The 24850-nt window shown below is 45.0% G+C and carries 22 protein-coding genes; 5 read left to right on the plus strand and 17 right to left on the minus strand.

The features are described from left to right. Window positions 1-114: 114 nt before the first annotated feature. From NO989_RS19445 to rpe, 8 genes are all read right to left on the minus strand, one after another. On the minus strand, window positions 115-921 hold the full coding sequence (locus tag NO989_RS19445; protein WP_014948018.1) for a DUF1338 domain-containing protein: 807 nt from the start codon (window positions 919-921) through the stop codon (window positions 115-117). A 117-nt stretch (window positions 922-1038) separates the two neighbouring features. Beyond that, window positions 1039-2508, minus strand: coding sequence for a succinylglutamate-semialdehyde dehydrogenase (gene astD / locus NO989_RS19450; RefSeq protein ID WP_342340163.1), 1470 nt, complete (start codon window positions 2506-2508; stop codon window positions 1039-1041). Between the two features lie 13 nt (window positions 2509-2521). Beyond that, entirely contained in the window at window positions 2522-3559 is a 1038-nt protein-coding gene (gene astA, locus NO989_RS19455; RefSeq protein WP_278346642.1) for an arginine N-succinyltransferase, read from the minus strand. 20 nt (window positions 3560-3579) lie between these two features. Then, window positions 3580-4788: an aspartate aminotransferase family protein gene (locus tag NO989_RS19460; protein ID WP_061094062.1), complete on the minus strand. Its 1209-nt coding sequence runs from the start codon at window positions 4786-4788 to the stop codon at window positions 3580-3582. A gap of 462 nt (window positions 4789-5250) precedes the next feature. Further along, a complete protein-coding gene (locus tag NO989_RS19465; protein ID WP_168463648.1) occupies window positions 5251-6417 on the minus strand; it encodes an HDOD domain-containing protein in 1167 nt (388 codons plus the stop codon). A gap of 297 nt (window positions 6418-6714) precedes the next feature. Beyond that, window positions 6715-7299, minus strand: coding sequence for an aminodeoxychorismate/anthranilate synthase component II (locus tag NO989_RS19470; protein ID WP_342340165.1), 585 nt, complete (start codon window positions 7297-7299; stop codon window positions 6715-6717). A 100-nt stretch (window positions 7300-7399) separates the two neighbouring features. After that, complete coding sequence (gene trpS, locus NO989_RS19475) at window positions 7400-8407, minus strand: tryptophan--tRNA ligase (RefSeq protein ID WP_039225099.1); 1008 nt, start codon at window positions 8405-8407, stop codon at window positions 7400-7402. 50 nt (window positions 8408-8457) lie between these two features. Continuing rightward, a complete protein-coding gene (gene rpe / locus NO989_RS19480) occupies window positions 8458-9135 on the minus strand; it encodes a ribulose-phosphate 3-epimerase (protein WP_371343041.1) in 678 nt (225 codons plus the stop codon). 305 nt (window positions 9136-9440) lie between these two features. Between rpe and NO989_RS19485 the strand changes: the two genes are divergently transcribed. The 3 genes from NO989_RS19485 to NO989_RS19495 all read left to right on the plus strand — a co-directional run bounded on the left by NO989_RS19485 (window position 9441) and on the right by NO989_RS19495 (window position 10954). Beyond that, the gene (locus NO989_RS19485; protein WP_156085832.1) at window positions 9441-10262 is read left to right on the plus strand and encodes a TorF family putative porin; all 822 of its coding nucleotides are present in this window, start codon (window positions 9441-9443) and stop codon (window positions 10260-10262) included. Between the two features lie 173 nt (window positions 10263-10435). Continuing rightward, window positions 10436-10744 (plus strand): hypothetical protein, encoded by a 309-nt coding sequence (locus tag NO989_RS19490; RefSeq protein WP_371343042.1) that lies wholly within the window; start codon window positions 10436-10438, stop codon window positions 10742-10744. Window positions 10745-10753: 9 nt separating this feature from the next. Further along, window positions 10754-10954 (plus strand): DUF2970 domain-containing protein, encoded by a 201-nt coding sequence (locus NO989_RS19495; RefSeq protein ID WP_014948028.1) that lies wholly within the window; start codon window positions 10754-10756, stop codon window positions 10952-10954. Between the two features lie 83 nt (window positions 10955-11037). Here NO989_RS19495 and NO989_RS19500 read toward each other — a convergent pair whose 3' ends face one another. The 9 genes from NO989_RS19500 to pilM form a co-directional block, all read right to left on the minus strand. After that, window positions 11038-11919, minus strand: coding sequence for a Dam family site-specific DNA-(adenine-N6)-methyltransferase (locus NO989_RS19500; protein WP_039225098.1), 882 nt, complete (start codon window positions 11917-11919; stop codon window positions 11038-11040). 226 nt (window positions 11920-12145) lie between these two features. Beyond that, window positions 12146-13618: an SPOR domain-containing protein gene (locus NO989_RS19505; RefSeq protein WP_239239565.1), complete on the minus strand. Its 1473-nt coding sequence runs from the start codon at window positions 13616-13618 to the stop codon at window positions 12146-12148. Window positions 13619-13739: 121 nt separating this feature from the next. Beyond that, window positions 13740-14807, minus strand: a complete 1068-nt coding sequence (gene aroB / locus NO989_RS19510; RefSeq protein WP_156077807.1) for a 3-dehydroquinate synthase — start codon at window positions 14805-14807, stop codon at window positions 13740-13742. A 30-nt stretch (window positions 14808-14837) separates the two neighbouring features. After that, window positions 14838-15353: a shikimate kinase AroK gene (gene aroK / locus NO989_RS19515; RefSeq protein ID WP_014948032.1), complete on the minus strand. Its 516-nt coding sequence runs from the start codon at window positions 15351-15353 to the stop codon at window positions 14838-14840. A gap of 269 nt (window positions 15354-15622) precedes the next feature. Further along, entirely contained in the window at window positions 15623-17395 is a 1773-nt protein-coding gene (locus tag NO989_RS19520; protein ID WP_101563361.1) for a type IV pilus secretin PilQ, read from the minus strand. Window positions 17396-17397: 2 nt separating this feature from the next. After that, window positions 17398-17925 carry a pilus assembly protein PilP gene (locus tag NO989_RS19525; RefSeq protein ID WP_014948034.1) on the minus strand — a complete coding sequence of 176 codons (528 nt, stop codon included), beginning with the start codon at window positions 17923-17925 and terminating at the stop codon, window positions 17398-17400. Beyond that, window positions 17922-18533 carry a type 4a pilus biogenesis protein PilO gene (locus tag NO989_RS19530; protein WP_014948035.1) on the minus strand — a complete coding sequence of 204 codons (612 nt, stop codon included), beginning with the start codon at window positions 18531-18533 and terminating at the stop codon, window positions 17922-17924. Before NO989_RS19530 ends, NO989_RS19525 begins: the two co-directional genes overlap by 4 nt. A 2-nt stretch (window positions 18534-18535) precedes the next feature. After that, complete coding sequence (locus NO989_RS19535; protein WP_014948036.1) at window positions 18536-19114, minus strand: PilN domain-containing protein; 579 nt, start codon at window positions 19112-19114, stop codon at window positions 18536-18538. Continuing rightward, window positions 19102-20169 carry a type IV pilus assembly protein PilM gene (gene pilM, locus NO989_RS19540; protein ID WP_039225089.1) on the minus strand — a complete coding sequence of 356 codons (1068 nt, stop codon included), beginning with the start codon at window positions 20167-20169 and terminating at the stop codon, window positions 19102-19104. The genes NO989_RS19535 and pilM overlap by 13 nt, the downstream gene beginning before the upstream one ends. A 136-nt stretch (window positions 20170-20305) precedes the next feature. Between pilM and NO989_RS19545 the strand changes: the two genes are divergently transcribed. Both NO989_RS19545 and NO989_RS19550 read left to right on the plus strand, forming a co-directional pair. Beyond that, on the plus strand, window positions 20306-22969 hold the full coding sequence (locus NO989_RS19545) for a penicillin-binding protein 1A (protein ID WP_014948038.1): 2664 nt from the start codon (window positions 20306-20308) through the stop codon (window positions 22967-22969). A 77-nt stretch (window positions 22970-23046) separates the two neighbouring features. Then, window positions 23047-24738: an NAD-dependent malic enzyme gene (locus NO989_RS19550; RefSeq protein ID WP_014948039.1), complete on the plus strand. Its 1692-nt coding sequence runs from the start codon at window positions 23047-23049 to the stop codon at window positions 24736-24738. Window positions 24739-24850 lie beyond the last annotated feature (112 nt).

Below are 24850 nucleotides of genomic sequence, written 5' to 3' on the forward strand. Positions count from 1 at the left end.
TGAACACTCCGAATTTCACTATGCCTATTAGATCAAAGCCCCAGACTTTCGTCTAGGGCTTTTTCAACAGTCTGAAAGCCCTATCGGGCTTTTTTTAATGACTAAGCAAGCTCGTTACTTAGCGTTGGTGCTTTCAAAGATTTTATCTGCCGATGCGGCAACAAAGCCTTTGTAAAGCTTGCCATCAGGCATTTCATAGCGTTGTGCAAACTCGTAGAAGCAGCTTGGAATTGCCACAGTTTCGTCGCTAAACGCTACGTCAGCACGGTCAGCCATCGTTGATGATTGTGCTAAAAATACGTCTGGCCCACCTTTAATTTCGCCGCCTGAGGTGTTCAGCACAAAGCCTGCTTCTTTAAGCAATGTGTTTACGTCGGTAAGCTCGTCAGTACGGGTTAAGTGATTAACACTTACCGTAAAGTGGTTAGCACGGAAGCCCCATGCCGCCATCCACGCCGCGTATTCTGATTCGCTAAGCAGTGTGTCGTATTCTGCTTTAGTAACGTCCCAATGCTTACCCGAGTACAAGAAGTTATCTGCATCCACTACAGACTCAGGCATTTGATCAACCATCTTCTTGATAATTGCTTGAGCAGTTTCAGAAAGCTCATTTACACGAAGCTCACTAATAAATACTTTTGGTTTAGTATCGTCAGGGTGCTCGAAATGCTTTGCAGTAAGCTTTTTCGCCTCAAAGTCATAGTCGCCTTTAGCTTCATAACCCAATGCTAAGAAGTGCGCAGCAAGCTTGTCTAAGCGGGTTTTATCAAGAGCAAAAGTTCGAAAAGCTACATGGTCGTTAACGATGTCGTTCGTGTTTTCTTCACCCGCCAAAAGTGCATGAATTTTATGCGCTGAGGGAGTGATGGTAACGTAATCGTCCCACATGTTGCTAAACAACGTATCGATGTTGCTATGCATGGTGGTAGGGTCCTTTCTGTCGTTGACTATTTTTAAACGAATAGTTCGTATAGGGTTGGTACTAAACTGGCCGACACAAAAATCATGTCGGCCTTTTTGTAACGTGAAAAGCTTGGGTTACATCGACAAGCCTGGGCTTAATTTGCCCGGCATAGTAACTTTATCAAGCTCAACTGAAGCAACTGGATACGCACAGTAGTCAGCTGCATAAAACGCGCTTGCTCTGTGGTTACCACTGTCGCCCACGCCACCAAATGGCGCTGCGCTGCTTGCACCTGTAATAGGTCTATTCCAGTTTACGATGCCCGCGCGAATGCGTGCGAAGAAGTAGCGATAATCTTCTTCGTTGTCGCCTAGAAGACCTGCTGATAAGCCAAAGCTGGTGTTATTCGCTTCTTCAATCGCAGCGTCGAAGTCGCTGTAACGAATTACTTTAAGTAGTGGACCAAAGTGTTCTTCGTCAGGCAGTGAAGCAAGCATGTCAGTCACATCAATGATGCCAGGAGTAGCAAAACCTTTGTTCTCGTCTTTTTGTTCAAGGCGAACCAGTACTTTACCACCAAGGTTTTCAAGCTCTTGCTGTGCTTTTACCATCAGTGCAGCGGCATTGCTTGAGATCATTGCGCCCATAAATGGTTGATCTTCAGCGTCATAATCACCCACCTTAATATTCTTGGTCACTTCGATTAAGCGAGCAAGGATTGCATCACCCTGTGCATCGGCTGGTAAGAATAGGCGACGTGCACACGTACAGCGCTGACCGGACGTAATGAAAGCAGATTGAACGATGTCATGTACGGCAGCATCAACATCAGCCACATCTTTAACAATGAGTGGGTTGTTACCACCCATTTCAAGAGCCAAAATTTTACCTGGGTGACCTGCGAACTGCTCGTGCAAGATTTTTCCTGTGCGTGAGCTACCCGTAAAGAAAAGACCATCGATATCGTTATGCGACGCCAAAGCCTTACCTGTTTCAACTTCACCTTGTACTAGGTTGAGTACACCCGCTGGCAGGCCAGCAGCATTCCATAGCTTCACCATTTCTTGTGCAACCATAGGCGTCAAATCGCTTGGTTTAAACACAACTGTGTTACCTGCAATAAGGGCTGGAACAATGTGTCCGTTTGGCAGGTGGCCAGGGAAGTTGTATGGGCCAAATACAGCAACAACGCCGTGAGGCTTGTGTCGAATGAAGGCTTTACCTACAGGCATTGGGTTTTCAACGTTACCCGTGCGTTCAAAATAGGCTTTTTCAGAAATACCAATTTTGCCCATCATGGCGCCAACTTCAGTGGCAGTTTCCCACTCTGGCTTGCCCGTTTCTTTAGCCATAACTTTGGCAAGGTGCGCTTTAGCTTCTTCTAGCTTAGTGCCATAAACCTTAATAATTTCAAGACGCTCTTCAACGGTTTTCATGCTCCATGCTGGAAGTGCAGCACGAGCAGCGTTAATTGCGTCATCAATTTGAGAGGCTGTCGCAGACTTACCTTCCCAAATCACTTCGTTTTTTGCAGGATCAATTGACGCTAAGTCATGACCTTGTCCGGCAACCCATTCACCGTTGATAAAATGTGTATGTAGCATAGTGGGTGTCCTTTTAATCTCTGAATGTAACGGGGGCGAAGCGTACGTGCTCTCCCTCTTTGACATTCAATGCAGCAGCGGCTTGGCGAGATAGTACGGCAACTTGCTTTTCTTCGCTTACCGTCATCTCGGTGGCAACTGCACGAAAATCAGATACTGATGTATTAATGATGTAGTGCGTTTGCCCTTGGGCAGCAGCGCTATCGTCTATCACTACAGGCAGTTTTAAGCTCGACTGAGCCGTGCGGATGTGGCTTAAGTTTGCTTCTACCGTTGGGCCTGCGTCGAAAATGTCTACGTAGCCGCGGCAAGAAAAGCCTTCTTCTTCAAGAAGCTGAAGAGCAGGGCGTGTTTTGTCATGGACTTTGCCAATGACTTCCTGCGCTTCTTTGCTAAGCAGATTTACGTATATCGGGTACTTCGGCATAAGTTCAGCAATAAACACTTTATTACCAATGCCAGTTAAGTAGTCGGCAGTAGGAAAATCCATAGAGAAGAAATGGGTTTCCAACCACTCCCAAAACGGTGAGCGTCCTTCTTCGTCACTCACACCGCGCATTTCAGCAATAACTGTCTCTGAGAAGCGTTCACGGTGCTCCATCAAAAACAAAAATCGAACTTTTGAAAGGAAGCGGCCGTTTATGCCGCCGCGGGCTTGTTCGCGAAGAAACAGCGTACATATTTCAGTAACACCGGTGTAGTCATTACAAAACGTTAGAATGTCTACCGTGTTGTGAATGTTGAGCTCGCGCGAGGCGTGCACTACTTTGCTTAAGTGGTAATGATAGAACGCATCGTCTATACCAACAGCCGCTTCAATACCTGTTGTTCCCACTACCTGTCCGGTAGTGGTGTCTTCCATCACAAACAAGTATGACTCATCGCCAGGTTCGGTTACGTCTGGTTTGTTAAACGCAGTTTCTGCACGATCAATTTTACGCTGCAGCAACTCGTCGTTGACAGGTAAAGACGTAAAGCCAATACCTGATTCAACGGCGATTTCTTTAAGCGCGTTATAGTCGGCCTTCGTGATAGGGCGAATGATATTCATGTTCGCTACTCGTGTTGTAATTATTCGGCGTTTACAACGGCAGCTACGGCGCGTTCAAAACGTGCAAGACCTTCTTTAATGTCTGCATCAGGAATAACCAGTGAAGGTGCAAAACGAATAACGTTCATGCCAGCAACAAGACACATAAGGTTCTCTTTCGTTGCAGCCATCATGAAGTCACGTGCACGGCCTTGGTATTTCTCATTTAACGCACAACCTAACAGCATGCCTTGACCACGTACTTCTTCAAATACGTTGTACTTTTCATTGATAGCACCTAGTAGTTCACGGAATAGGGCTTCTTTCTTAAGTACACCTTCAAGCACTTCTGGCTGGTTCACGATATCTAACGCTTTTTCCGCAACAGCACAGGCTAGTGGGTTACCACCGTAAGTGCTACCGTGGGTTCCTGGTTTAAGGTGTGCAGCGATGTCTGCTGTGGTAAGCATGGCACCAATTGGGAAGCCGCCACCAAGAGATTTCGCGGTTGTTAGGATATCAGGTGTTACGCCAAGACCCATGTAGGCATAAAGGTGACCAGTACGACCAACACCCGACTGAACTTCGTCAAAAATAAGTAATGCGTTGTGCTTGTCACAAAGTTCGCGAACGCCTTTTACGAAATCTACATCAGGTGGAATAATACCGCCTTCACCCTGAAGCGGTTCCATCATTACCGCGCAGGTTTTGTCAGAAATTAGCGCTTCAAAGGCAGCTAGATCGTTGTAGTCACAGTGGTCAACAGCGCCTGGCTTAGGACCAAAACCGTCAGAGTAAGCAGCTTGACCACCTACTGTTACGGTAAAGAAGGTACGGCCGTGGAAACCTTTATTGAAAGCGATGATTTGGTTTTTGTCTTCACCGTGCTTGTCCAGCGCCCAGCGACGAGCTAGCTTCAATGCTGCTTCGTTCGCTTCTGCGCCTGAGTTTGCGAAGTAAACTCTATCTGAAAACGTTGCGTCATTTAGCTTTTTAGCTAAACGAAGAGCTGGCTCGTTAGTGAAAACGTTGCTTAAGTGCCAAAGCTTGCTGCCTTGTTCATTAAGAGCTTTCACAAGCTCTGGGTGACAGTGACCTAAAACGTTAACTGCAATACCGCCTGCAAAGTCGATGTACTCAGCTCCATCTTGATCCCATACGCGTGAACCTTCACCTCGAACAGGTACCATACCTGCTGGGTTATAGTTAGGAACCATTACATCATCAAATGTAGCGCGAGTTACGTTCATCTTTGTTACCTCTGCGTTGGGCGCCAATCACACTGTGTGATTTGGCCTATCGAATCTATGAGCACATTTTAGTACTACTTTGGTCGATAAGCGTTAATTGGGCGCGTAAAAACTAATCGGATTTGTTCAACAGTATGCCATTTTTTTTAACATTTGTCTTCTATGCAAAAGGCTGCAGCCCTTTATTTATAAGGACTGTGGCTTAATTTGCAGGAAAAGTGAATAACTATTAACTACTGGGCTATATCAATAAGTAATAATCAATTTTTGCGCTGAGAAAAGGGCTACATACGGGTTTTAATGCACTGTGAGGCAATAAGAAAGGGGGGATAGGGCTGGAAGCCTTACCTGTTTAATGTCGCTAAAAACGGGCAAGGCATTGAGCAATCGTCAATAATTTAGGGCATCATGCACATTAAATGAAAAATGTGCATAACGAGTGCATGAATATCCACTAAAAAATTAATGGTTTTCTTCGTTTTTCACCAAAGGAAGGGTGAAAATATCAATGGTTTTGAGTTTTTCGAGTGCACCTGCAGGGTAGCGTTGCTCCATGAAAAGCGGCTTTACTTCTTTCATTTCAACAAGCTTTAACTGATGTAACATCCGAACTTGTGTGTAGGTTCGGGCTTGATGAAGTACCTTACTGAGTGTTTTAGGCTGTGCAGGTACTTTATCGGCACACGCTCGCATCGGTTCTGCAATAGGCAAGCGCATTAAATGCATCCACTCCAGAATATCCGCGCTGACTGCATCTGCGAATTCTTGCTGTAGTGCAATAAGGTGGTTGGCTGAAGGAGCCACTTTGAGTAGCGCTTCATGTCGCTTTTGCTCTTTGTCTTTCTGGCATTCTTGCAACAGATGTAGCTGAATTTTATCGAACAGTTTGAAGTAAAGTCTTGTTACGACACAACGCCCCAAATTACTAAGCATCGCAAGGGTATAAGCCTGGTTTTTGTTTAGATCCGTAAGCGCTGCAAGGCGTTTCGCCGTTATGGCAACGCCAGTCGTATAAGGCGTAAGCTTTTGTTTAATTAGCGGGTAAGGGTCGGTAATCTGAGGCATAGCACGCTTTAAGATGAGCGACGGTATCAATGTGCGTAGGTTTTCAATACCCAAAAAGCTCAATGCTGTGCGCAGTGTCTCTACAACAATGATACGCCCACGGGAGTCTTTGCGTCTAAATTGTGGAGTATTCACCACAACGATCAGTTCATCATAAAGCCATGGCATGGTTGCGGCAATTGGCTCTAGTTTCGAAACCGAGCATGCTTTCACGGAAAGTGCATCAAGAAGCTCGCCGATATTTTCGGGCAAGTTAAGTACGTTTTGAACGAGCTCGTCGGTATAGCTTAGCTGCTCTGTTAATTCACCTAGAAGGATCTCGTGAAGATGGTGACTCACTGATTCAAGGTATGACGCTTCGGTTTTCTCTTGAAGGCGCTTGTTTTCAATCGCCACTTTTTCAACGTGCAGTAGCAGCCTGCGCGCATCACCTTGCTCCGATTGCTCGAAGCTTACTTCTCCCACCTTGCGCCTTCCTAGCATTTCCAGCACTCGCTCTGGCGATATGATCATATTTTCAAAACGATCATCTATCGTGGGCGGTGTGGTTGCCCCCATTGTCATATTAAAAGCACTCCTGCTCATAACTTTTTGGTGAACGGCAATATTATCGTACATCAGGGGCCTTTATTACTTTCGCTACGGTAATGATAAAAATGGTAGCTACTGCTTGAAAGCAAGCCTTATTTACCCTGCAACTGTTGATATTGCGTGTGCGATGCTTCGTATAATCTTTATTCAGCGCATTGGCTAAAACGAATTATGAAAAGTTAAACGAAAAATCAGTGAATTGCGAGTAATTCTGGCCTTCAAGCGTAACCTTTTACACTATAGAAGCGTATCGGCATCAAACTCGTATACTTAAATTGATTTAAACTGAAGAAACGCATCCAGTACGCTATGACCGTGTTCGGTAAGTAGTGACTCGGGGTGGTACTGCACGCCCCAAATAGGGTGATGATTATGGGAAATTGCCATGATTTCCTTTGTGCCCTTTGCGGTTTCACACCATGCATCAACACTCAGTGAGGCAGGTAGCGATGCGGGATCTAAAACCAATGAGTGGTAGCGCGTCACGTTAAACGGGTTAGGTAAGCCTTTGAACAGGCCACTGTTGCGGTGTGTTAGGGATGAAACTTTTCCATGCTTAATCTCTTGTGCACCTACTACCTTGGCACCAAACACTTGACCTATAGCTTGATGACCCAGGCATACACCTAAAATAGGTATCTTGCCTGCAAAATGTTCAATCGCAGATAAGCTGATGCCTGCTTCGTTTGGCGTGCATGGTCCCGGTGAAATAACTAACTGTGAAGGCATTAAGCGAGATATGTCGTCTAAGGTCAGTGCGTTATTTCGCACCACTTCAACGTCGACGCTGAGCTCAGTGAAATACCGAGCGAGGTTATGAGTGAACGAATCGAAGTTATCAATTAACAGCAACACAGCAGTGCTAGTCCTTGGTATTTCTAAGTTGCGAAGGTTTTAGCCATGAAGGATTAAATGAACCCTTCATGGCGTGTAGCAAGATGTTGGAATTCGGCTGTTATGGCTTTGGAATAAAGCCGACTGCTTTGTATACTTTAGCCAAAGTTTCAGCCGCTCGCGCTGACGCTTTCTCAGCACCCTGACGCATTACGTCGTCAAGATATGCTCTGTCTGCGCGAATTTCAGCATAGCGGGCCTGAATGGGTTCAAGTAGAGCAACTACAGCGTCTGCAACATCACCTTTAAGGTGGCCATACATTTTGTCAGTATATTCAGGCTCAAGCTCTTTAATTGATTTACCCGTCGCAAGTGAAAGTAGGGTCAGTAAGTTAGACACGCCTGGTTTTTCAGTTGGGTTAAAGTAGATATTAGCTTGCTCGTCAGAGTCGGTCACGGCACGTTTGATTTTCTTGGCTAACTTCTTAGGATCTTCTAATAAGCCGATGAAGTTATTCGGGTTGTTGTCAGACTTAGACATCTTCTTTTCAGGCTCTTGAAGGCTCATGATGCGCGCGCCAAAGTCTGGGATATACGGGTCAGGTAGACGAAATACATCGCCGTATAGATTGTTAACACGTGTAGCAATGTCACGAGTCAATTCAAGGTGCTGCTTCTGATCTTCACCTACCGGTACTTTATCTGCTTGGTATAGCAAAATATCTGCTGCTTGGAGTACAGGGTAGCTGTATAAGCCTACATTAATGTTATTTTCGTTCTTCGCAGACTTATCTTTGAATTGAGTCATGCGATTAAGCTCACCCATTTGGGCGTAACAATTCAATACCCAAGATAGCTGTGCATGTTCAGGCACATGGGATTGCAAAAACAGAGTACTTTTTTGTGGATCAATACCGCAAGCAAGGTAAAGAGAAAGGCCGTCTAGACAAGCTTCAGCAAGCTGCTTAGGGTCTTGTCGTACAGTAATAGCATGCAAATCCACTATCATATATAAGCAGTCGTGGTCGTCTTGCATGGAAACCCACTGTTTAAGTGCACCCATGTAATTGCCAAGGGTAAGTTGTCCTGAAGGCTGACAGCCACTTAATACAACGGGTTTATTACTCATTTCTTTTTACCTGTAATACGTTAAATACTGTGAAAATAAAGCTTCAAAAATTATGCTTTAGACATTGACGCTAGTTCATTGCGCATTTGCTCAATGACATCGCTGTAGTCGGGTTGAGAAAAAATAGCCGAACCAGCCACAAACATATCCGCGCCCGCTTCCGCTATTTCGCGAATGTTATCGACTTTTACGCCACCGTCAATTTCAATTCGAATATCGTAGCCGCTTTCTAATACACGCTGTTTCACTGCGCGCACTTTATCTAAGGTGCTAGGAATAAACTTTTGACCACCAAACCCTGGGTTAACCGACATAATAAGAATGTGGTGCAGTTTGTCCATGACGTGGTCAAGATAATGTAGTGGCGTTGCTGGGTTAAATACGAGCCCCGGCTTGCAACCTGCATCGATAATAAGCTGCAGAGAGCGGTCTATGTGCTCAGACGCTTCTGGGTGAAAACTAATATAGCTAGCCCCTGCATTCGCGAATTTTTCAATTAAATCATCGACGGGTTTCACCATTAGGTGCACATCAATGGGAGCGGTAATACCGTAGTTTCTTAAGGCCTCGCAAATCATTGGCCCAAACGTAAGATTGGGTACATAGTGGTTATCCATTACATCGAAATGCACCACATCAGCGCCAGCCTCTAATACCTTTTCTACGTCTTCGCCAAGTCGAGCGAAATCGGCCGATAATATTGATGGAGCAATTAGGAATGGTTTCATTGCATGTCCTTTCATTCTAAAAACAACAAGGTGCGTTGCCACTTACGTTTCACCTTTGCGAAAGTTTACCCAAATCCGTGCTTCTTTACTATGCAAAGGGTTAATCAGCGTTAATTTCGCGGAAATTTAAGATAAACGGACTTTGTCAGAGCATTGCCCAATTTTGGTGAGCGCGCGTTATGTTGGTGCATTTTTACGCAGCGTTTTTTTGTTTCGGTGACAGCGGATGGATTTTTTAAGAGAAATAATGCTCTAAATTTCAATTGGTTAATTTATTTTTTGCGAGTTTTTTTGATGAACCATAAATGGGCATCAACTTTGCGTTATCCAGTCCAAAAAAGAAAACACAGACAGAAAAAACGAATTACAACAAGTTTGAATTTGACTGGAGAACACACATGAAAACATCTACAAAAAGAACAATACTTGCCGCTGCTATTTCTTCAGCATGTCTGTTAACAGCCATGCCTAGCTATGCAGAAGGCTCATTTACGGCTAATGCGAGTGCAACAAGCAACTACATTTGGCGTGGTTTAACACAAACGACCAACGAAGCTGCTGTTCAGGGCGGTATCGACTACGCGCATGAAAGTGGTTTTTATGCGGGTACGTGGGCGTCTAACGTGAACTACGGTGCAGGCGACGTGTATTCATACGAGCACGACATGTACTTCGGTTTTTCAGGTGAAGCTGAAGGCATTGCGTACGACTTCGGTTATCTTTACTACAACTACGATGACGAAGCGAACTTTGACTTTGCAGAAGTTTATGGCTCTGTCGGTATGGGTGGGTTAAGCCTTACTGTATACCTTTTAGCGCATACTGAAGCTGACGAAGGCGAAGGGCAGGACTTTGGTTTTGCTCAAGCGTCTTATACGTCTCTTGGTTATACCACAGAAATCTTAAATGGCACTGAGCTTGGTTTCCATGTTGGTTATTACGAAGGTGACTTCGCTGAAGCGTTCAACGGCGTTGAAGGCTACATGGACTATGGTATTTCAATCGCAAAAGACGGCTTTAGCTTCGCAATCACGGGTACTGACCTTGATGACATGGGCGGTGACGACGAGTTTGATAACGATGCAGTTAAATTTACTGTAGCCTACTCAGTAGATTTCGAACTATAACGACCTTGTTGACGAGGCCATTGGATGGCCTTAAAAAAACGTTGAGTAGTAAAAGCCTAATGTGTTTTCGTTAGGCTTTTCATTTTTCAATAACAACGCATTTTTAACTTGTTCACAACGTGCTTTTGATTATAATGAGATTAATTTTTAAACGAGTGTAAGGAGTATTCAGGATGAAGGTTCTTCCATTTTTTGCGATCTGCGGAGCGGTAGCGCTAATTAGCGTTGCGGTTACAAGTACGCCAAATTCTCACTCGTCGGTATGTGAATTCCAACCTGTTACGGAATTCAACCCAAAACTCCCTGCAAGCCACATCCAAAACCAATGCGCCCGTCATCAAGAGGGGGTGGAAGAAGTTAGCTGGTTATCTTGGATTGCAGGAAAATCCCCATCTTTCCAATTTCACTTTTTAGACCTACTTGAGTTGATGCACAGCGACGAAGGTAATCGAGATTTCACCTCACCTGCTAACGATACTTAGGGGAAAATTATGCAGTCTGGTACTGGTTTTTGGTCAGTTCTAGGTAGTGTAGTTGCTAGTCTATTTGGTGTTCAGAGCCATAAAAACTACGAACGTGACTTTACTAAAGGCACTTTTATCAGCTTCGCCGTCATTGGCGTAATCTTGGTTGTGCTGTTTGTTGTTACGCTTTTTATGTTCGTTAAATGGTATACGGGCTATAGCGCATAGCAATTGCGTGAATACACATTAAAATCGTATGTGGGTAAGGCGGTCGATGCGCTACCTATAAGACGTTTTTTAGGCTCCACACACTAAACTGAAGGGCGGTGAAACGTCTTCTTTTTTCGAGTCTTTCGCTTTGGTGCGATGTTAGCTGGAGGGAAATAAGCCAAAATTTCATCCACAGGCTGTCGCTTTGCACCGTTTTGACTTATCGAACGCTTAACTGACAGCATACTGAAATCTGCCCCGTGATAAAGCGACCGAGTTAGCGGTAAGTCGTGATTTGAGATGAGGACGGGTATGCCTCGCTTTTTTGACGCGCGGGTGGCGAGCTCAGCCAGCTTCTCTTGAGATTCTTGTCCGAAGCTTCGCGCGGCATAGCTGGTGAACGCTGCAGTCTTGCTGATAGGAGCATACGGTGGGTCACAATAAATAACATTGCCACGCCTAGCTCTAGAAAAAACCTTTTCAAAAGGAAGACAAGTAAACGTCGCTTTTTGCGACTTTTCCGAAAACACAAACATCTCGTCTTCTGGAAAGTAAGGTTTTTTATAGCGGCCAAAAGGTACGTTAAAACGCCCTTGAAGACTATAACGACATAATCCGTTGTAACCGTGACGGTTCAAATACAAAAAGAGAATGGCGCGATAATATTCATCTTGTGTGGCGTTAAACTCTTCTCGTAAAGCGTAATACATTTTTTCTTCGTTGCGTTTTCCGTCGAAAAATGAGCGTGCATCGTTAATCAGTGCATCGGGCTGCGCTTTAAGGAAATTGTATAAGTTGATGAGATCAGGATTGATGTCATTAAGCAGGTAGCGTTTGTATTGCGTATTCAGAAATACAGATCCGGCACCAACAAACGGTTCAATGAGTTTATTGGCTTGCGGTAATCTGGCCTGAATATGCTCAACCAAGCTGTATTTGCCACCGGCCCATTTTAAAAAAGCCCGGTTTTTTTTCTGCATCATGCTTAAACGTTACTACCTAGACGGAATGAAGACGGTGGTTTTTCCGTGCGCCGCCGTTCCAAGGGAAAGGGTCGTCTTTATACTTTTATGCTGATCAGTATCAGATATCACCACACTAAAGGTAGATTGTAACTTTCATCAGTAAAACGGACAACCAACAAGTGTCGCAAGAACGGAATTTTGCTCATTTACTGGAAATATTATGGCCACCCGGTTGTGAAATGACTTAATTTTGCGCTTTGCTCATCTCTGAGAGGATTTGGTTTCCTCGCTTTATAAAAGCATTTTGTTTACCTGGATATTCGGGTAAATTTGTTCGTGCTTGTTGCGCTTGAGATAACGACGTGTAGATTTGCCTGTTAACTACTACAAACCAGTCGCCACCATAGCGCGTCGTTTTATAAATTCGCGTTTGCTCAGTTAGATTGTTTTCTCGTAGGAACTCACTGAGAACAGACTCATTTTTCATCGCTAACAACTGTATAGCGTAGTCATCTTCCCCAATCCAGCCTTCTTGACTCGATTCACTGGCCACTGTGGTTGGCGCTACATTATCGTTGACGCCGTCCGAGTTTGATTTGACACCTTGAGCAGATTGTTGATTACTTAGCGCACCACTGCTAACCACCTCTGAACCATTGGAATCAGTGGTATTACCTTCAATCGGGGCATTCTCAAACTGGTTATTGTCTGCCTGTTCTGAAGATGGCGTAACTTCAGGTAAGGATGAAACCGCATTTTCCCAATTGGTAATCAACGGACCGTTATCTGACGATTCATCAATTAACGAGCCACCAACGTCTGCACTATCATCATTGGGCGCGGAAACAAGCTCTACATTGCCTATTTGGTTGGTTGCTTGAGTTGCTGAGTTTGATGCTGTTGTTTCGCTTTCATCGGTTTCACCATTGCCTATAAGCTTGTTATAAGCAGAGCCGGGCTCAACCTGCGTTCTTTCAGGTTCTGGCGAAGGTTGACTAATAGGCGCAAAAATCGATGCTAATTTATCACCGTATTGCCAGTAAATAAGGCCAGAAAACGTAGCAAGGAACACGCATATAACAGCGATATAAAACCACTTAGACTTTAACGGGTTGATAAAAGTTTGCGTATTTTCACGCTGTCTATTTTCTAAATGAGCCTGAAAAGCCTCGCGACGTGAAGCAATCATTTTGTCGAGCTCTGACTCGAAGCTAGGCTGTTCGCTAATGACTGACTGGCTGCTAATTATTAGAGGGGTTTCCGTATTTTTTGCAGGAAGCCACTGCTTGGCGCGCTCAGCCCATTCGTTATTCGCGAACAAAAGCACATTTAAATGCTGTTTGTTACCAGCAAACCGACTTTGTAACACCAAGTCCCATAGTTCTTGTAGTAGTGCATCAGGAAGATTGTGGGCTTGGGTGATGGCTATAAGAATTGGACCTTCGTGACTATTTAGGTCGGAAAGTAGTTCGTTTAGAGGCCTAACGAAGCTACCCACCACTTGACCAAGAAGCTGCCGACAAAGTTGTCGACGGTAGTCAGAGGGCTCCATATTTTCTTGCGCAGTTAAATACGCAATCTCGGTATCATCGTGCTGCTGAAAGACAAAGGCTTCAAGGGTCTTTTGTTGTTGAGCAATAGACTCACCACTGACAAAAATCAGCTGAGAAGAGTAATTGACCAAATATTCCAAACGTTCATGCAGTTCACTTTGCATGGGAGTTTGCCCTTATTCACCGTTGCTTTAAAAACTGTCCTGCAACGCATTTCTTCATGATTCCAACTAACGTAGGGAAGTCAAGATAGACGCGTTGCCAGGTTGTCGCGAGGGCTAATGACTAAGAAAGGATGTCAGTAAGAATGGCGTCCGTGACGTCCTTGGTAACAACCGCTTTGCCTATGCCTTGAGGAAGTACAAATCGAATACTGCCAGCTTCCACTTTTTTATCGCGTTTCATATGCTTAACGTAGTCATCCTTTGTCATACTATTTGGGCCTGCAACCGGTAAAGCAAATGCTTCAAATAGCGACGATACGCGTCGTGTTTCTGACGCTTCAAACCACGTTAATGCTTCAGCAGCTTTACAAGCAATTATAGTACCAGCGGCTACCGCTTCGCCATGCAGCCAGTTACCGTAGCCTTGCTCGGCTTCAATAGCGTGACCGAACGTGTGGCCTAAGTTAAGAATGGCGCGTAAACCACCTTCACGTTCATCTTTTGCTACCACGTCTGCTTTGATTTCGCAGCAGCGAGAAATAGCTTGAGTAAGAATTTCAGTATCAAGCGACGTAAGCGCATCTACATTACTTTCAAGCCACTCAAAAAACGGTGCGTCGTAAATGATACCGTATTTGATGACCTCTGCCATGCCAGCAGCAAACTCTCTCGCGGGTAATGTAGCGAGGGTATCAGTATCAATGGCTACATAAACCGGTTGGTAAAAAGCGCCAATCATGTTTTTGCCGAGAGGATGATTTACCGCGGTTTTTCCACCTACTGATGAGTCGACTTGAGAAAGCAAAGTCGTAGGAACTTGAATGAAGGGCACACCGCGTTGGTAAGTTGCCGCAACAAAGCCAGTAAGATCACCAATTACACCACCGCCAAGTGCGATAAGTGTCGTATCTCTTGCAGCGTTTAGCTCAAGAAGGCGTGTCATAACCACTTCGAATTGGGCAAGATTTTTGTGTTGCTCGCCGTCCGGCAAAATAATGGTTTCAACCTGAACATTACCACACGCCGCTTTAGCGGTTTCTAAATACAGTGGGGCAACAGTTTCGTTGGTAACAATGACGGCAAGTGGGCCTTTTATATAGGCACTAAAAAGGCCAGGTTGCGAAAGCAGCCCAGCCTCTATCTGTATAGGATAGCTACGTTCTCCAAGTTCCACAGTTAAGGTTGACATTGGCGTAGCACCTCCTATTACATATTTAATTTATAAACCAATTTTACTGATAATCTGATTCGCTACAGCACGCGCACTTTGGTCGTCTGTATCAACGATGTAATCAGCAACTTCTTCGTAAAGCGGGTTGCGCATTTCTGCAAGATCGCGAAGTACTTGTTCTGGATCTTCGTTTTGTAGCAAAGGACGACGTTTGTCACGTTGTGTACGGGCAACTTGCTTATCGATTGTCGTTTGTAGGTAAACAACGATGCCGCGGGCAGATAAACGATTACGCACAGCTTTAGTTACAATAGAACCGCCGCCAGTAGCAAGTACAATACCTTGCTTATCTGTCAAATCGTTAATGACGTTTTCTTCGCGTTTACGGAAACCGTCTTCGCCTTCAAGGTCGAAGATCCAGGCAATGTCTGCACCCGTGCGGCGCTCAATTTCCTGATCCGAATCAAAAAAGTCTAGGTGAAGTTCGTCTGCCAGATGTCTACCGATGGTACTTTTGCCAGCACCCATTGGGCCAACTAAAAAGATATTACGTTTTTCAGCCATATTTGCTTATATCACAACTTAATCATGTTAGGGGCAGTGCACTGTTGCCTTACCAGCCTACCCATTGACTCGTGCCTATTTAGTGTCCAATAAGCACCACTCCTTAAACCTCGCTTAAATTTCGAGGCGGGGATTATCTCAGTTTCATGCAAGGCGTTGCAAGTTTTGTTACTAACAAATAGCGTATACCTGTAAATTTAGTTACAAAAAAAGGCTGAAAACCAAAAAAGCGCACAAAAATGCGCTTTTTTGAAGGCTAAAAATGAGGATTATGGTCTTTCAGTGACTATCTTGGGTGTCACAAAGATAAGTAGTTCTCGTTTTTGCTGAAGTTGTGACGAGTTTCTGAAAAGGGCACCAACGACAGGCAAATCACCAAACAAAGGCACTTTCGACACGCCATCAGAACTGGTTTGTTGGAATATGCCACCTAATACGATGGTTTCGCCGTTTTCTACCAATACCTGCGTTTTAATTTCTTGGGTATCGATGGCTACGGCCTCACCAGTAGACGTAGAAACGGTTTCGCCACGGGTATCTTGCGTAACAACTAAATCCAAAATAATGCGATTATCAGGCGTAATATGTGGCGTAACTTTCAGTGACAAAACGGCTTTTTTGAACTCTACTGAAGTCGCACCGCTAGACGTTGCTTGTACGTAAGGTATTTCCGTACCTTGTTCAATGTAAGCTTCATGCTGGTTAGCAACCGTAATACGAGGACTCGCAATAATTTCGCCTTTGTTTTCAGATTCTAGTGCGGAAAGCTCAAGGTCTAATATGGTGCCATCAACCAAGCTCGCAATTTGAAAGCCAATGCTACCCGCGGCGCTGGTCACAGGCAGGTTCACATTAAGGCGATTATCAATGCTAGGCACTATGCCGCCGGCAATGGTGTCTGCGCCCTCAAGGCTTCCCGACACACCATTATCGTCTTGACGGTCGCTGAAACCCCAACGAACGCCAAGCTGCTCGTCTACATCGTCAAGCACAGTAACCATACGGCTTTCAATCAGCACTTGCTTCACTGGAATATCTAACGCATTGATGGTTTTTCTTGCTTCATCAATAGAGGCTAACGTGTCGCGAATAAGTAAAGTGTTGGTTCGTTCGTCTACTGTAACACCCCCTCGCTCAGATAAGATCCCGCCCTCTGTCGACTTTAAGATCGTGGCCAGGGCAGCAGCTTTTGCATAGTTAACAGGAATATTAACCGTATGAAGAGGCGCTAAGTCTGACACTTGCTTTTTAGATTGAAGGGCTTGGGTTTCACGAGCCGATAGTTCTTCAGCCGGTGCAATTAACAAAATGTTGCCCTCTAAGCGTTTATCCAGACCTTTAACGCGCAAAATCATGTCGAGTGCTTGATCCCACGGAACACCCGACAAACTTATCGTCACGTTTCCTGTTACGGTGTCGGTGGTCACTAAGTTAAACCCATTAACCTGCGCAATAATTTGTAAAACTTGTCTCACAGGAACATCTTGAAAATCGAGCGAAATGGGGTCGCCTGTGTATTTCTTTTCCGCTTCCAAGGCGTCTTGCTGCGCGCTGTCCATTGGCGTTATCGCCATACGAATTACGCCGTCTTTTACCGTATTTTGAACCGTAACTGGGCCCGAATAATTAACCTCAATTCGCGCGCCATCTTTATCTTCGAATGTCTCGATGGTAGAAACCAAGGTGCCGAAATCAGCCACATTAAGTTCTACCAATTGGTCTTCGCCTAACTTGGTGTTTGGTAATGTAAGGGATACTTTTCCTTGTGACTCAATAAGCTGAAGTTTTGGCGCTTGGCCCTCAAAACTCACCAGTGTTACAGCGGTATTGTTAGCTGCTTGAGTAAAGTCGATGTTTGTGACCGTGGTGGTAACGGTTGATGCATTTCGTTTAGTATCAGGGTCGACTAACAAAGGCTCTTGGGCTTTTACTGGCGAAACAAATACGGTTAATGAAAATATTGCAGCCACAGCGAAAGCCAGCCAATACCATCTAGGCACTCTACGATTCAGAGATTTGTTAAATATGTATCGTTCGGCCATGCTTACTCTCCCGCCTTCGATGCTGTAGTCATTGTTGTTGTTTTCCTTTGCCAGCAGCCCGCACCATCAGGTAATAACTGTTCAATAGTAATTGAGTCGGTGCTAATTTGCGTAATTTTGCCATAAAACAAGCCGATACGACTCCCTACTTTAGCTTTATGTAATACGCCATCGTTACTTTTCAATAATGCCCACTGCACTCCTTTAACGGCAAAGTTGCCAGTCAGTGCGAGGGCGTCCACGCCATAGGCTTCCAATGCTTCTTTAGGGCGCTGGAAGTTTGGCTGTAAACAGTTTTCTACCCGCGCTTTTGCTACTGGAGCTGCGTTGTTCTTAGGGCGATCGAACGGGCTTCTTAAGGCGCTTGCCGAATAGCTAAAAGGTGGGTGAGTCTTGAATTCTGGATACGGTTCAATTTGTGGCTGAGCACGCTCTTTAACACTTTGTGTATAGGCATGCAGATCATCGAGTTTAGGTGAACAGCCTGTTACTAACAATATGATCAAAAGAGATAAAAACGAACGAATCATTGTTCATCTCCTTCAATGTCTGTCGAGTTTTCCGAACGATAAGTTTTCGCCTGCAGCTTCAGCGACAGACCATTTGCTTCACGCTTTATGTCAAAATCGTGAAGCGTAACGATGCGAGGTAAATCCGCAACTTTGGAAACGAATTCGCCAAAGTTGTGATAGCCACCGCTTACTTCCATTTCGATAGGTAGTTCGGTGTAAAACTCTTTTGGTACTTCTTGTTGCCAGTTAAGCAACTCAAACGTGAGGCCCGATGCGGTACCAACGTAAGTGATATCGTCAAGCAAACCCGGTGTTTCGTTGCTGGTTGGAAGACTTTTCAGCATAGACGAGAAGTCTTCTTTAATTTGCGCGAGTTGGGCTTGGTAAGCTTCTAAATTAGCCGCAATGCGGTACTTTGCTTCGAACTGTAACTTTAGTTCTTGTTCTTTTAATTCAGCCGCATCTTTAATCGGTAATTTGGGGCTTATTAGCATGTAGTAGCTCAACGCACCTACCAATATTGCGACAAACGCCGCCACAACAATGCGAACTTCGTTTGGCCAAATAGCGATTTGTTCAAAGTCGAGTTCGTTGAGTTCTTTTAGTTTTGAAACATCAAACTTCATGGTTATTGCGCCTCACTACTTTCTATTTCTAGGGGAGCAACATTGGGGTTTATCGAAAACGTAAGCGTAAAGTTGCTAATCGCTCTCGCTGCACTGCTGTCAGATTTAATGGTAGAAAGCTCTGCGGCAACGAACACTTTCGAGTTGTCCAGCGCGCGCATAAAGTCGGAAAGACGATTATTCGAATCACTAGTACCTTCAATCTCAATACGGTTATTGCTTCTGGTCATAGACTCAAAGGCCACACCGGGAGGAACGAGTTTAGCAAGTTCATCAAATACTATAGGAGCCACATTGCGACTTGCTTGCAGTTGCTCAATTAATGCCATGCGCTGCTCAATGGCATTTTTACTGTCTTTAACCTTTTTTATCTCTGCAATTTGCGCATCTAAAACCGCGATTTCCCGTTCAAGGTATTGATTACGCGAGTTTTGATTACTGATTTGCTGGTCGATAGCTTGACCAATGAACCAAAAAATCAATCCTACAATGGCGGCAACGGCAAGTAGCCCTGCCAAGTATTGTTGTTTTTGATGTTGGCGCTGCTTCTCTCGCCAAGGTAGTAAATTTACATGTGCCATGGCGTGAAGCTCCGGCTCGCTAGACCTGCTGCAATCGCAAGCTGTGGTGCAATTTTGCTAAGTCTCGTGGCATCAAGTTTAGGGTTTATCGACATGTTGCTAAACGGATTGAAGCAATCAACCTCTAGGCCTAAGTCTTGTTTTAAAATGTCGACTAACGGTTCAATAGTAGCGGCACCGCCGCTAAACAGTATTTTGGTGGGGCGCTCTGCATGTAGCGTGCTCATATACATTTGTAATGCACGGTTGATATTTTGCTGTAGGTTAGCGGCAAATATAGGAAGCGTATCTTCCACCCAATTTCCAGACAGCGTGCCATCAAGTAGCTGACGCTCTGCGGTTTCACGCTCAACCATATGAATGGCGCTAATATCGTTAATTAGCTGATTTAAGCCAAAGGCGTGCTCTTTGGTGTAGATGACGTCGCCGTTTTTTATTACGCATATTTGAAGTAGCGAGGCGCCCACATTAATACAGCAAAGTGGCATGTCTTCGGTATGAGGCGTATGGAAAAAGTCCATGGCATTGCCGATGGCATAATTTTCCATATCAACAATTTTGGGTTCAAAGTTAGCTTCTCTTGCAAGCAGCAAGCGACTGTCTACCAAATCTTTATGCGCAGCGGTAAGTAATACATTTACTTTTCCAGTGTGCGTTGTGCTTGGCCCCATTTCTTCAAAATCTAAATATACTTCTTCAAGCGGATAGGGAATGAGACTGTCGGCTTCGATCTCAATTTGATTTTCTAAATCGTAATCGCTTTGCTCTGGGTCCATATAGACGATTTTACTGATCACTGACGTACCAGCCACCGCAACATTTGCCAGCTTTAATTTTGTTTTTAGCGACTTTCGAATTTTCTTGAGAGCAATGCTTACTGACTCATAATCTTTAATATCACGCTCAGAGAAAGCGATTTTGTTAATTGGCTCACAGGCATACCCTTGAAGGACGAACCCGTCTTTCGATTGCTCTAACCACACCGCTTTTATTTGACGCGTGCCTATATCTAAGCCCACAATGGGCGGCAGCTTTTTCTTAAACAGCGATTTCATGTGCAAGTGTCCAGTTTCAAAGGTAGTTGCTCTAAAGTACAATGTTACTCTAATAGTCTTATGCGTATGGTTCTAGAGATAACACATACGTATAAAATATACGTCATTTCAACAAAATGTCTTGGTATCCGTTACAGTGAAGTACATCAAACCACTTATTTTATTTAGTTTTCTATCAGGCCTTCTTGGTTTTGCAGCACTGGTAGGTATCTACTTTTATATCAAACCTGACCTACCAAGTGTTACTGTACTTAAGGATGTACGCCTGCAAACACCCATGCAGATATACACCAAAGACGGAAAACTTATTTCACAGTATGGAGTTAAACGGCGGATCCCCGTAAAACTTGAGGAAGTCCCGCAAGAATTAATTAACGCCATACTCGCTACCGAAGACAGTCGCTTCTACGAACACCACGGTATTGACCCCATTGGTATAATGCGTGCTGCAGTAAGTTTAGTCCTTACTGGCGAAAAGCGTCAGGGAGCAAGTACGTTAACCATGCAGCTAGCACGAGGGTTTTTCCTTAGTCGGGAAAAAACCTATATCAGAAAGATCAAAGAAATCTTTATAGCACTGCACATGGAGCAAGAGCTTTCTAAGCAGGAAATTCTTGAGCTGTACCTCAACAAAATCGAATTAGGCCATAGAGCGTTTGGTTTTGGGGCGGCCGCCCAAGTTTACTATGGCAAACCGCTTAATGAACTCTCTTTAGCTCAAATTGCTACTATTGCAGGTCTTCCAAAAGCGCCATCAGTGCTTAACCCCATCAGCGGGCCGCAACGTTCTGTCGAGCGCAGACGCGTGGTTTTACTTCGTATGCTTGACGAAGAGTACATCACTAAAGCGCAGTTCGATGAAGCTGCGAATGCGCCAGTTTCAGCGAAAAAGCACGGTGCTGAAATTGAAGTGGATGCGCCTTATTTGGCCGACACCATTTATAACGAAATGGTAGAGATTTATGGAAAAGAAGAAGCAGAAACCGGCGGATACCAAGTTTTTGCGACTGCAACGTCAGATCTTCAATTAGCTGCTCAGCGTGCGGTGGTTCGAAATCTTCATGACTATGATGAGCGTCATGGCTATAAAGGCGCGCTTGGCTACTTATGGAATATTCCTAAGCCAGAAGGAAAGGATGACGCGATTCCACAACTTTCATTGAGCTATGACATAAGTGATAAGACAACACGAGAAGAGTGGGATAACGAATCAATCATGCGCGTGCTTGAAGAGATTCCTCACATTAAACCTCTTTTGCCATCGGTTGTTACGAAAGTAAATGAGCAGTCGATAGAAGTGTTGTCTGTAGATGGCAAAGCAATAACAGTCGAGTGGGATGGACTAGATTGGGCCCGACGCTACATTACAGACTTTAGGCAGGGTAGTGACCCCAAAACCGCTTCAGATGTGACTCAAGAAGGGGCGGTCATTTATATCAGACAGCAAGAAGGGCAGTGGCGCATTTCGCAAATCCCTGAGGTGAGCGGAGCATTTATCGCACTTAATCCGAAAAACGGTGCGGTTGAAGCGGTTGTTGGTGGCTACAGCTTTTATCAAAGCCAGTTTAACCGAGCAACACAGGCCAAGCGCCAAGTGGGCTCGAACATCAAGCCTTTCGTTTATTCTGCTGCATTAGACAGTGGCTATACCCTTGCATCCATCATCAATGACGCTCCCATTAACCAATGGAATGCGGCGACGGGTGTAGCTTGGCGACCGCAAAACTCGCCAGCTGAGTACGACGGCCCAATTAGAATGCGTAAAGCCCTTGGGAAATCGAAAAACGTGGTATCGGTTCGACTATTGCGTGGTGTTGGTCTTAGAGAAACGGCCGATTACTTAACGCGCTTCGGTTTTAATAAAGACGATATCCCACTTGATGAAACCGTATCCCTTGGGTCGAGTTCACATACGCCGCTTGAAGTAGTAAGAGGTATGTCGGTCATTGCGAACGGTGGCTACTTAGTAAACCCTCATTTTATCAGCAAAGTGCTTGATGAAAACGGCGATGAGCTTTGGAAAGCAAACCCAGTTTGGGCGTGCAATCGTTGTGAAAATCAAAGCGATCCAGAAATACTACCTGAAGACGAAGAAGCCGATATTGAAGCCTTACTTGCCGCTGAACTAAATCAAGATATTTTACTTGGCGACGTCGATGATGACGAAGCTGCAGAAAAAGTGATTGCGCCTCAGGTTATTACTGCTCAAAACGCTTTCTTAGTGGCAGAAATGATGCGAACGGCTGTGAGAGCAAACGGAAATTGGAGCAAGAAAACCTATTGGTTAGGCACCGGCTGGCGTGCTCGTAATATTCTTCAGCGTACTGACATAGCTGGGAAAACGGGTACAACGAATGACTCGCGAGACACGTGGTTCAGTGGTTTCCACAAAGATTTGGTGGCCACCACATGGGTAGGCTTCGACAACATGGGGCGTCAGTTAGGGCGAGCTACGCGAAACCAAAACCTTATTAATAAGAATGCTGAGAAATTCAACTGGATAGGCAACGCCATGATCGGCATTGAAGATGGAGCTAAAGCTGCTGAGCCAGCGTGGATCAGATTTATGCAACATGCTCTAGAAAATAAACCACATACGCCAATGCCCGTACCAGAGAATATAGTGCGTGTTCGCATTGATCGTACCAGTGGAAAGTTGACCAGACGAACAGACCATACGACACTATTCGAATATTTCCTGCAGGGAACCGAGCCAACGACTTATGTTCGCGATGACGAAGTGTTGGATCCGGCCACGCAGGATACGACTACTGCGCCTGAGCCAGAAGAAATATTCTAATTACTAAGAGGCACGTTGCACGCGTGCCGCTTCAGGCTTAGGTGATGTATTTGCCTGAACACATTATCGGAAAAACAATGTCAGAAGATTCACAGCGATATCTTTATATTCCTCATGCCGGCCCTTCATTGCTGGAAACCCCCCTACTGAATAAAGGCAGTGCCTTCACTGCACGGGAACGTGCGGCGTTTAACCTGACGGGTCTAGTGCCACCAAGGTACGAAACCATCGAAGAGCAGGTTGAACGTGCTTACATGCAATACAGCAGCTTTGACGAAGCACTAAACAAGCATATTTATCTGCGCGCAATTCAAGACAATAACGAAACCTTGTTTTACCGTCTAATTCAAAAGCACATCGATGAGATGATGCCCATCATCTACACCCCTACTGTAGGTGATGCATGTGAGCAGTTTTCAGATATCTATCGCAGTTCGCGTGGCTTGTTTGTGTCGTATGAAGAACGTCACCAGCTTGATGACATTGTTCGCAATGCTACGAAGCGCAAAGTGAAAGTGATTGTAGTGACTGACGGTGAACGCATCTTAGGCTTGGGAGACCAGGGTATTGGTGGAATGGGCATTCCTATCGGTAAACTATCGCTTTACACAGCGTGTGGTGGAATTAGCCCAGCATACACATTGCCCGTAATGTTAGATGTAGGTACTAACAACGAAAAGCTGCTAAACGACCCAATGTATATGGGGGCGCGCCATCCGCGTATTGGACAGGAAGAATACGACGAATTCGTTGATATGTTCATTAATGCTGTGAAGCGACGCTGGCCTGATGTAATGATTCAGTTTGAAGATTTTGCGCAGCCAAATGCTATGCCGTTATTAAACCGCTATCGCAACGACGTGTGTTGTTTTAACGACGATATACAAGGCACTGCTGCCGTTACCCTTGGTACTATTTTGGCGGCATGTAAAACCAAGCAGCAAAAGCTACGCGACATGAAGGTGGTGTTCGTGGGCGCGGGTTCGGCAGGCTGTGGTATTGCTGAAATGCTCATTCAACAAATGGTATTTGAAGGCCTGACTGATGAACAAGCACGTAAGCAAGTGTTCATGATTGACCGTTTTGGTTTGGTAACCGAAGGCATGGAAGGTCTACGCGACTTCCAACAAAAGCTTCAGCAGAAAAATGCTGACTTGGCTGATTGGACGTTCAGTGGAGATTATGCGTCACTACTTGATGTTATGCACTGCGCGCAGCCAGACGTACTTATTGGTGTTTCAGGCCAGCCTGGCTTGTTCACTGAACAAGTTATCCGTGCCATGAAGCAAGGTTGTGAACTGCCAATCATCTTCCCGTTAAGTAACCCCTCACGACAAGTTGAAGCGCGTCCTGAGCAAGTGATTGAATGGACAGAAGGTGACGTGATTATTGCTACAGGTAGTCCGTTCAAGCCTGTAGAGTACGATGGCAAAATATTCCCTATCGCTCAATGCAACAACTCTTACATCTTCCCGGGCATTGGCCTTGGTGTTGTTGCATCTAAAGCGAAGCTTATTAGTGACGAAATGCTGATGGCTGCAAGTAACGCACTTGCTTCAGCGTCGCCATTAGTCAACACGGGTCAGGGTTCACTATTGCCACCCCTTGCTGCCATTGCAGAAATTAGCAGAGAGATTGCTTTTGAGGTGGGTAGAGTAGCGATGGAGCAGGGGCTTGCTCTTGAAATGTCTGATGACGCATTGCGCGCCAGCATTGAGCGTAACTTCTGGAAAGCAGAGTACCGCCCTTACAAGCGGGTAAGCATCTAGTATCCTATAATGTTATATAAAAGCAGGCTTAGCCTGCTTCAGATTGATGATAAACCCCTCTTTTTTCGGAGGGGTTTATTTTTTCTAGCAGCCGAAGGCTGCGATCGCGATA

The organism is Alteromonas sp. DY56-G5 (assembly GCF_041414725.1).
Lineage (GTDB): Bacteria > Pseudomonadota > Gammaproteobacteria > Enterobacterales > Alteromonadaceae > Alteromonas > Alteromonas macleodii.

What these genes read in the sequence shown, in the direction of transcription:
- NO989_RS19445 (WP_014948018.1), bottom strand. Translation starts at nt 921, where the DNA reads ATGCATAGCAACATCGATACGTTGTTTAGCAACATGTGGGACGATTAC.
- astD (WP_342340163.1), bottom strand. Translation starts at nt 2,508, where the DNA reads ATGCTACATACACATTTTATCAACGGTGAATGGGTTGCCGGACAAGGT.
- astA (WP_278346642.1), bottom strand. Translation starts at nt 3,559, where the DNA reads ATGAATATCATTCGCCCTATCACGAAGGCCGACTATAACGCGCTTAAA.
- NO989_RS19460 (WP_061094062.1), bottom strand. Translation starts at nt 4,788, where the DNA reads ATGAACGTAACTCGCGCTACATTTGATGATGTAATGGTTCCTAACTAT.
- NO989_RS19465 (WP_168463648.1), bottom strand. Translation starts at nt 6,417, where the DNA reads ATGACAATGGGGGCAACCACACCGCCCACGATAGATGATCGTTTTGAA.
- trpS (WP_039225099.1), bottom strand. Translation starts at nt 8,407, where the DNA reads ATGAGTAATAAACCCGTTGTATTAAGTGGCTGTCAGCCTTCAGGACAA.
- rpe (WP_371343041.1), bottom strand. Translation starts at nt 9,135, where the DNA reads ATGAAACCATTCCTAATTGCTCCATCAATATTATCGGCCGATTTCGCT.
- NO989_RS19485 (WP_156085832.1), top strand. Translation starts at nt 9,441, where the DNA reads ATGGGCATCAACTTTGCGTTATCCAGTCCAAAAAAGAAAACACAGACA.
- NO989_RS19490 (WP_371343042.1), top strand. Translation starts at nt 10,436, where the DNA reads ATGAAGGTTCTTCCATTTTTTGCGATCTGCGGAGCGGTAGCGCTAATT.
- NO989_RS19495 (WP_014948028.1), top strand. Translation starts at nt 10,754, where the DNA reads ATGCAGTCTGGTACTGGTTTTTGGTCAGTTCTAGGTAGTGTAGTTGCT.
- NO989_RS19500 (WP_039225098.1), bottom strand. Translation starts at nt 11,919, where the DNA reads ATGATGCAGAAAAAAAACCGGGCTTTTTTAAAATGGGCCGGTGGCAAA.
- NO989_RS19505 (WP_239239565.1), bottom strand. Translation starts at nt 13,618, where the DNA reads ATGCAAAGTGAACTGCATGAACGTTTGGAATATTTGGTCAATTACTCT.
- aroB (WP_156077807.1), bottom strand. Translation starts at nt 14,807, where the DNA reads ATGTCAACCTTAACTGTGGAACTTGGAGAACGTAGCTATCCTATACAG.
- aroK (WP_014948032.1), bottom strand. Translation starts at nt 15,353, where the DNA reads ATGGCTGAAAAACGTAATATCTTTTTAGTTGGCCCAATGGGTGCTGGC.
- NO989_RS19520 (WP_101563361.1), bottom strand. Translation starts at nt 17,395, where the DNA reads ATGGCCGAACGATACATATTTAACAAATCTCTGAATCGTAGAGTGCCT.
- NO989_RS19525 (WP_014948034.1), bottom strand. Translation starts at nt 17,925, where the DNA reads ATGATTCGTTCGTTTTTATCTCTTTTGATCATATTGTTAGTAACAGGC.
- NO989_RS19530 (WP_014948035.1), bottom strand. Translation starts at nt 18,533, where the DNA reads ATGAAGTTTGATGTTTCAAAACTAAAAGAACTCAACGAACTCGACTTT.
- NO989_RS19535 (WP_014948036.1), bottom strand. Translation starts at nt 19,114, where the DNA reads ATGGCACATGTAAATTTACTACCTTGGCGAGAGAAGCAGCGCCAACAT.
- pilM (WP_039225089.1), bottom strand. Translation starts at nt 20,169, where the DNA reads ATGAAATCGCTGTTTAAGAAAAAGCTGCCGCCCATTGTGGGCTTAGAT.
- NO989_RS19550 (WP_014948039.1), top strand. Translation starts at nt 23,047, where the DNA reads ATGTCAGAAGATTCACAGCGATATCTTTATATTCCTCATGCCGGCCCT.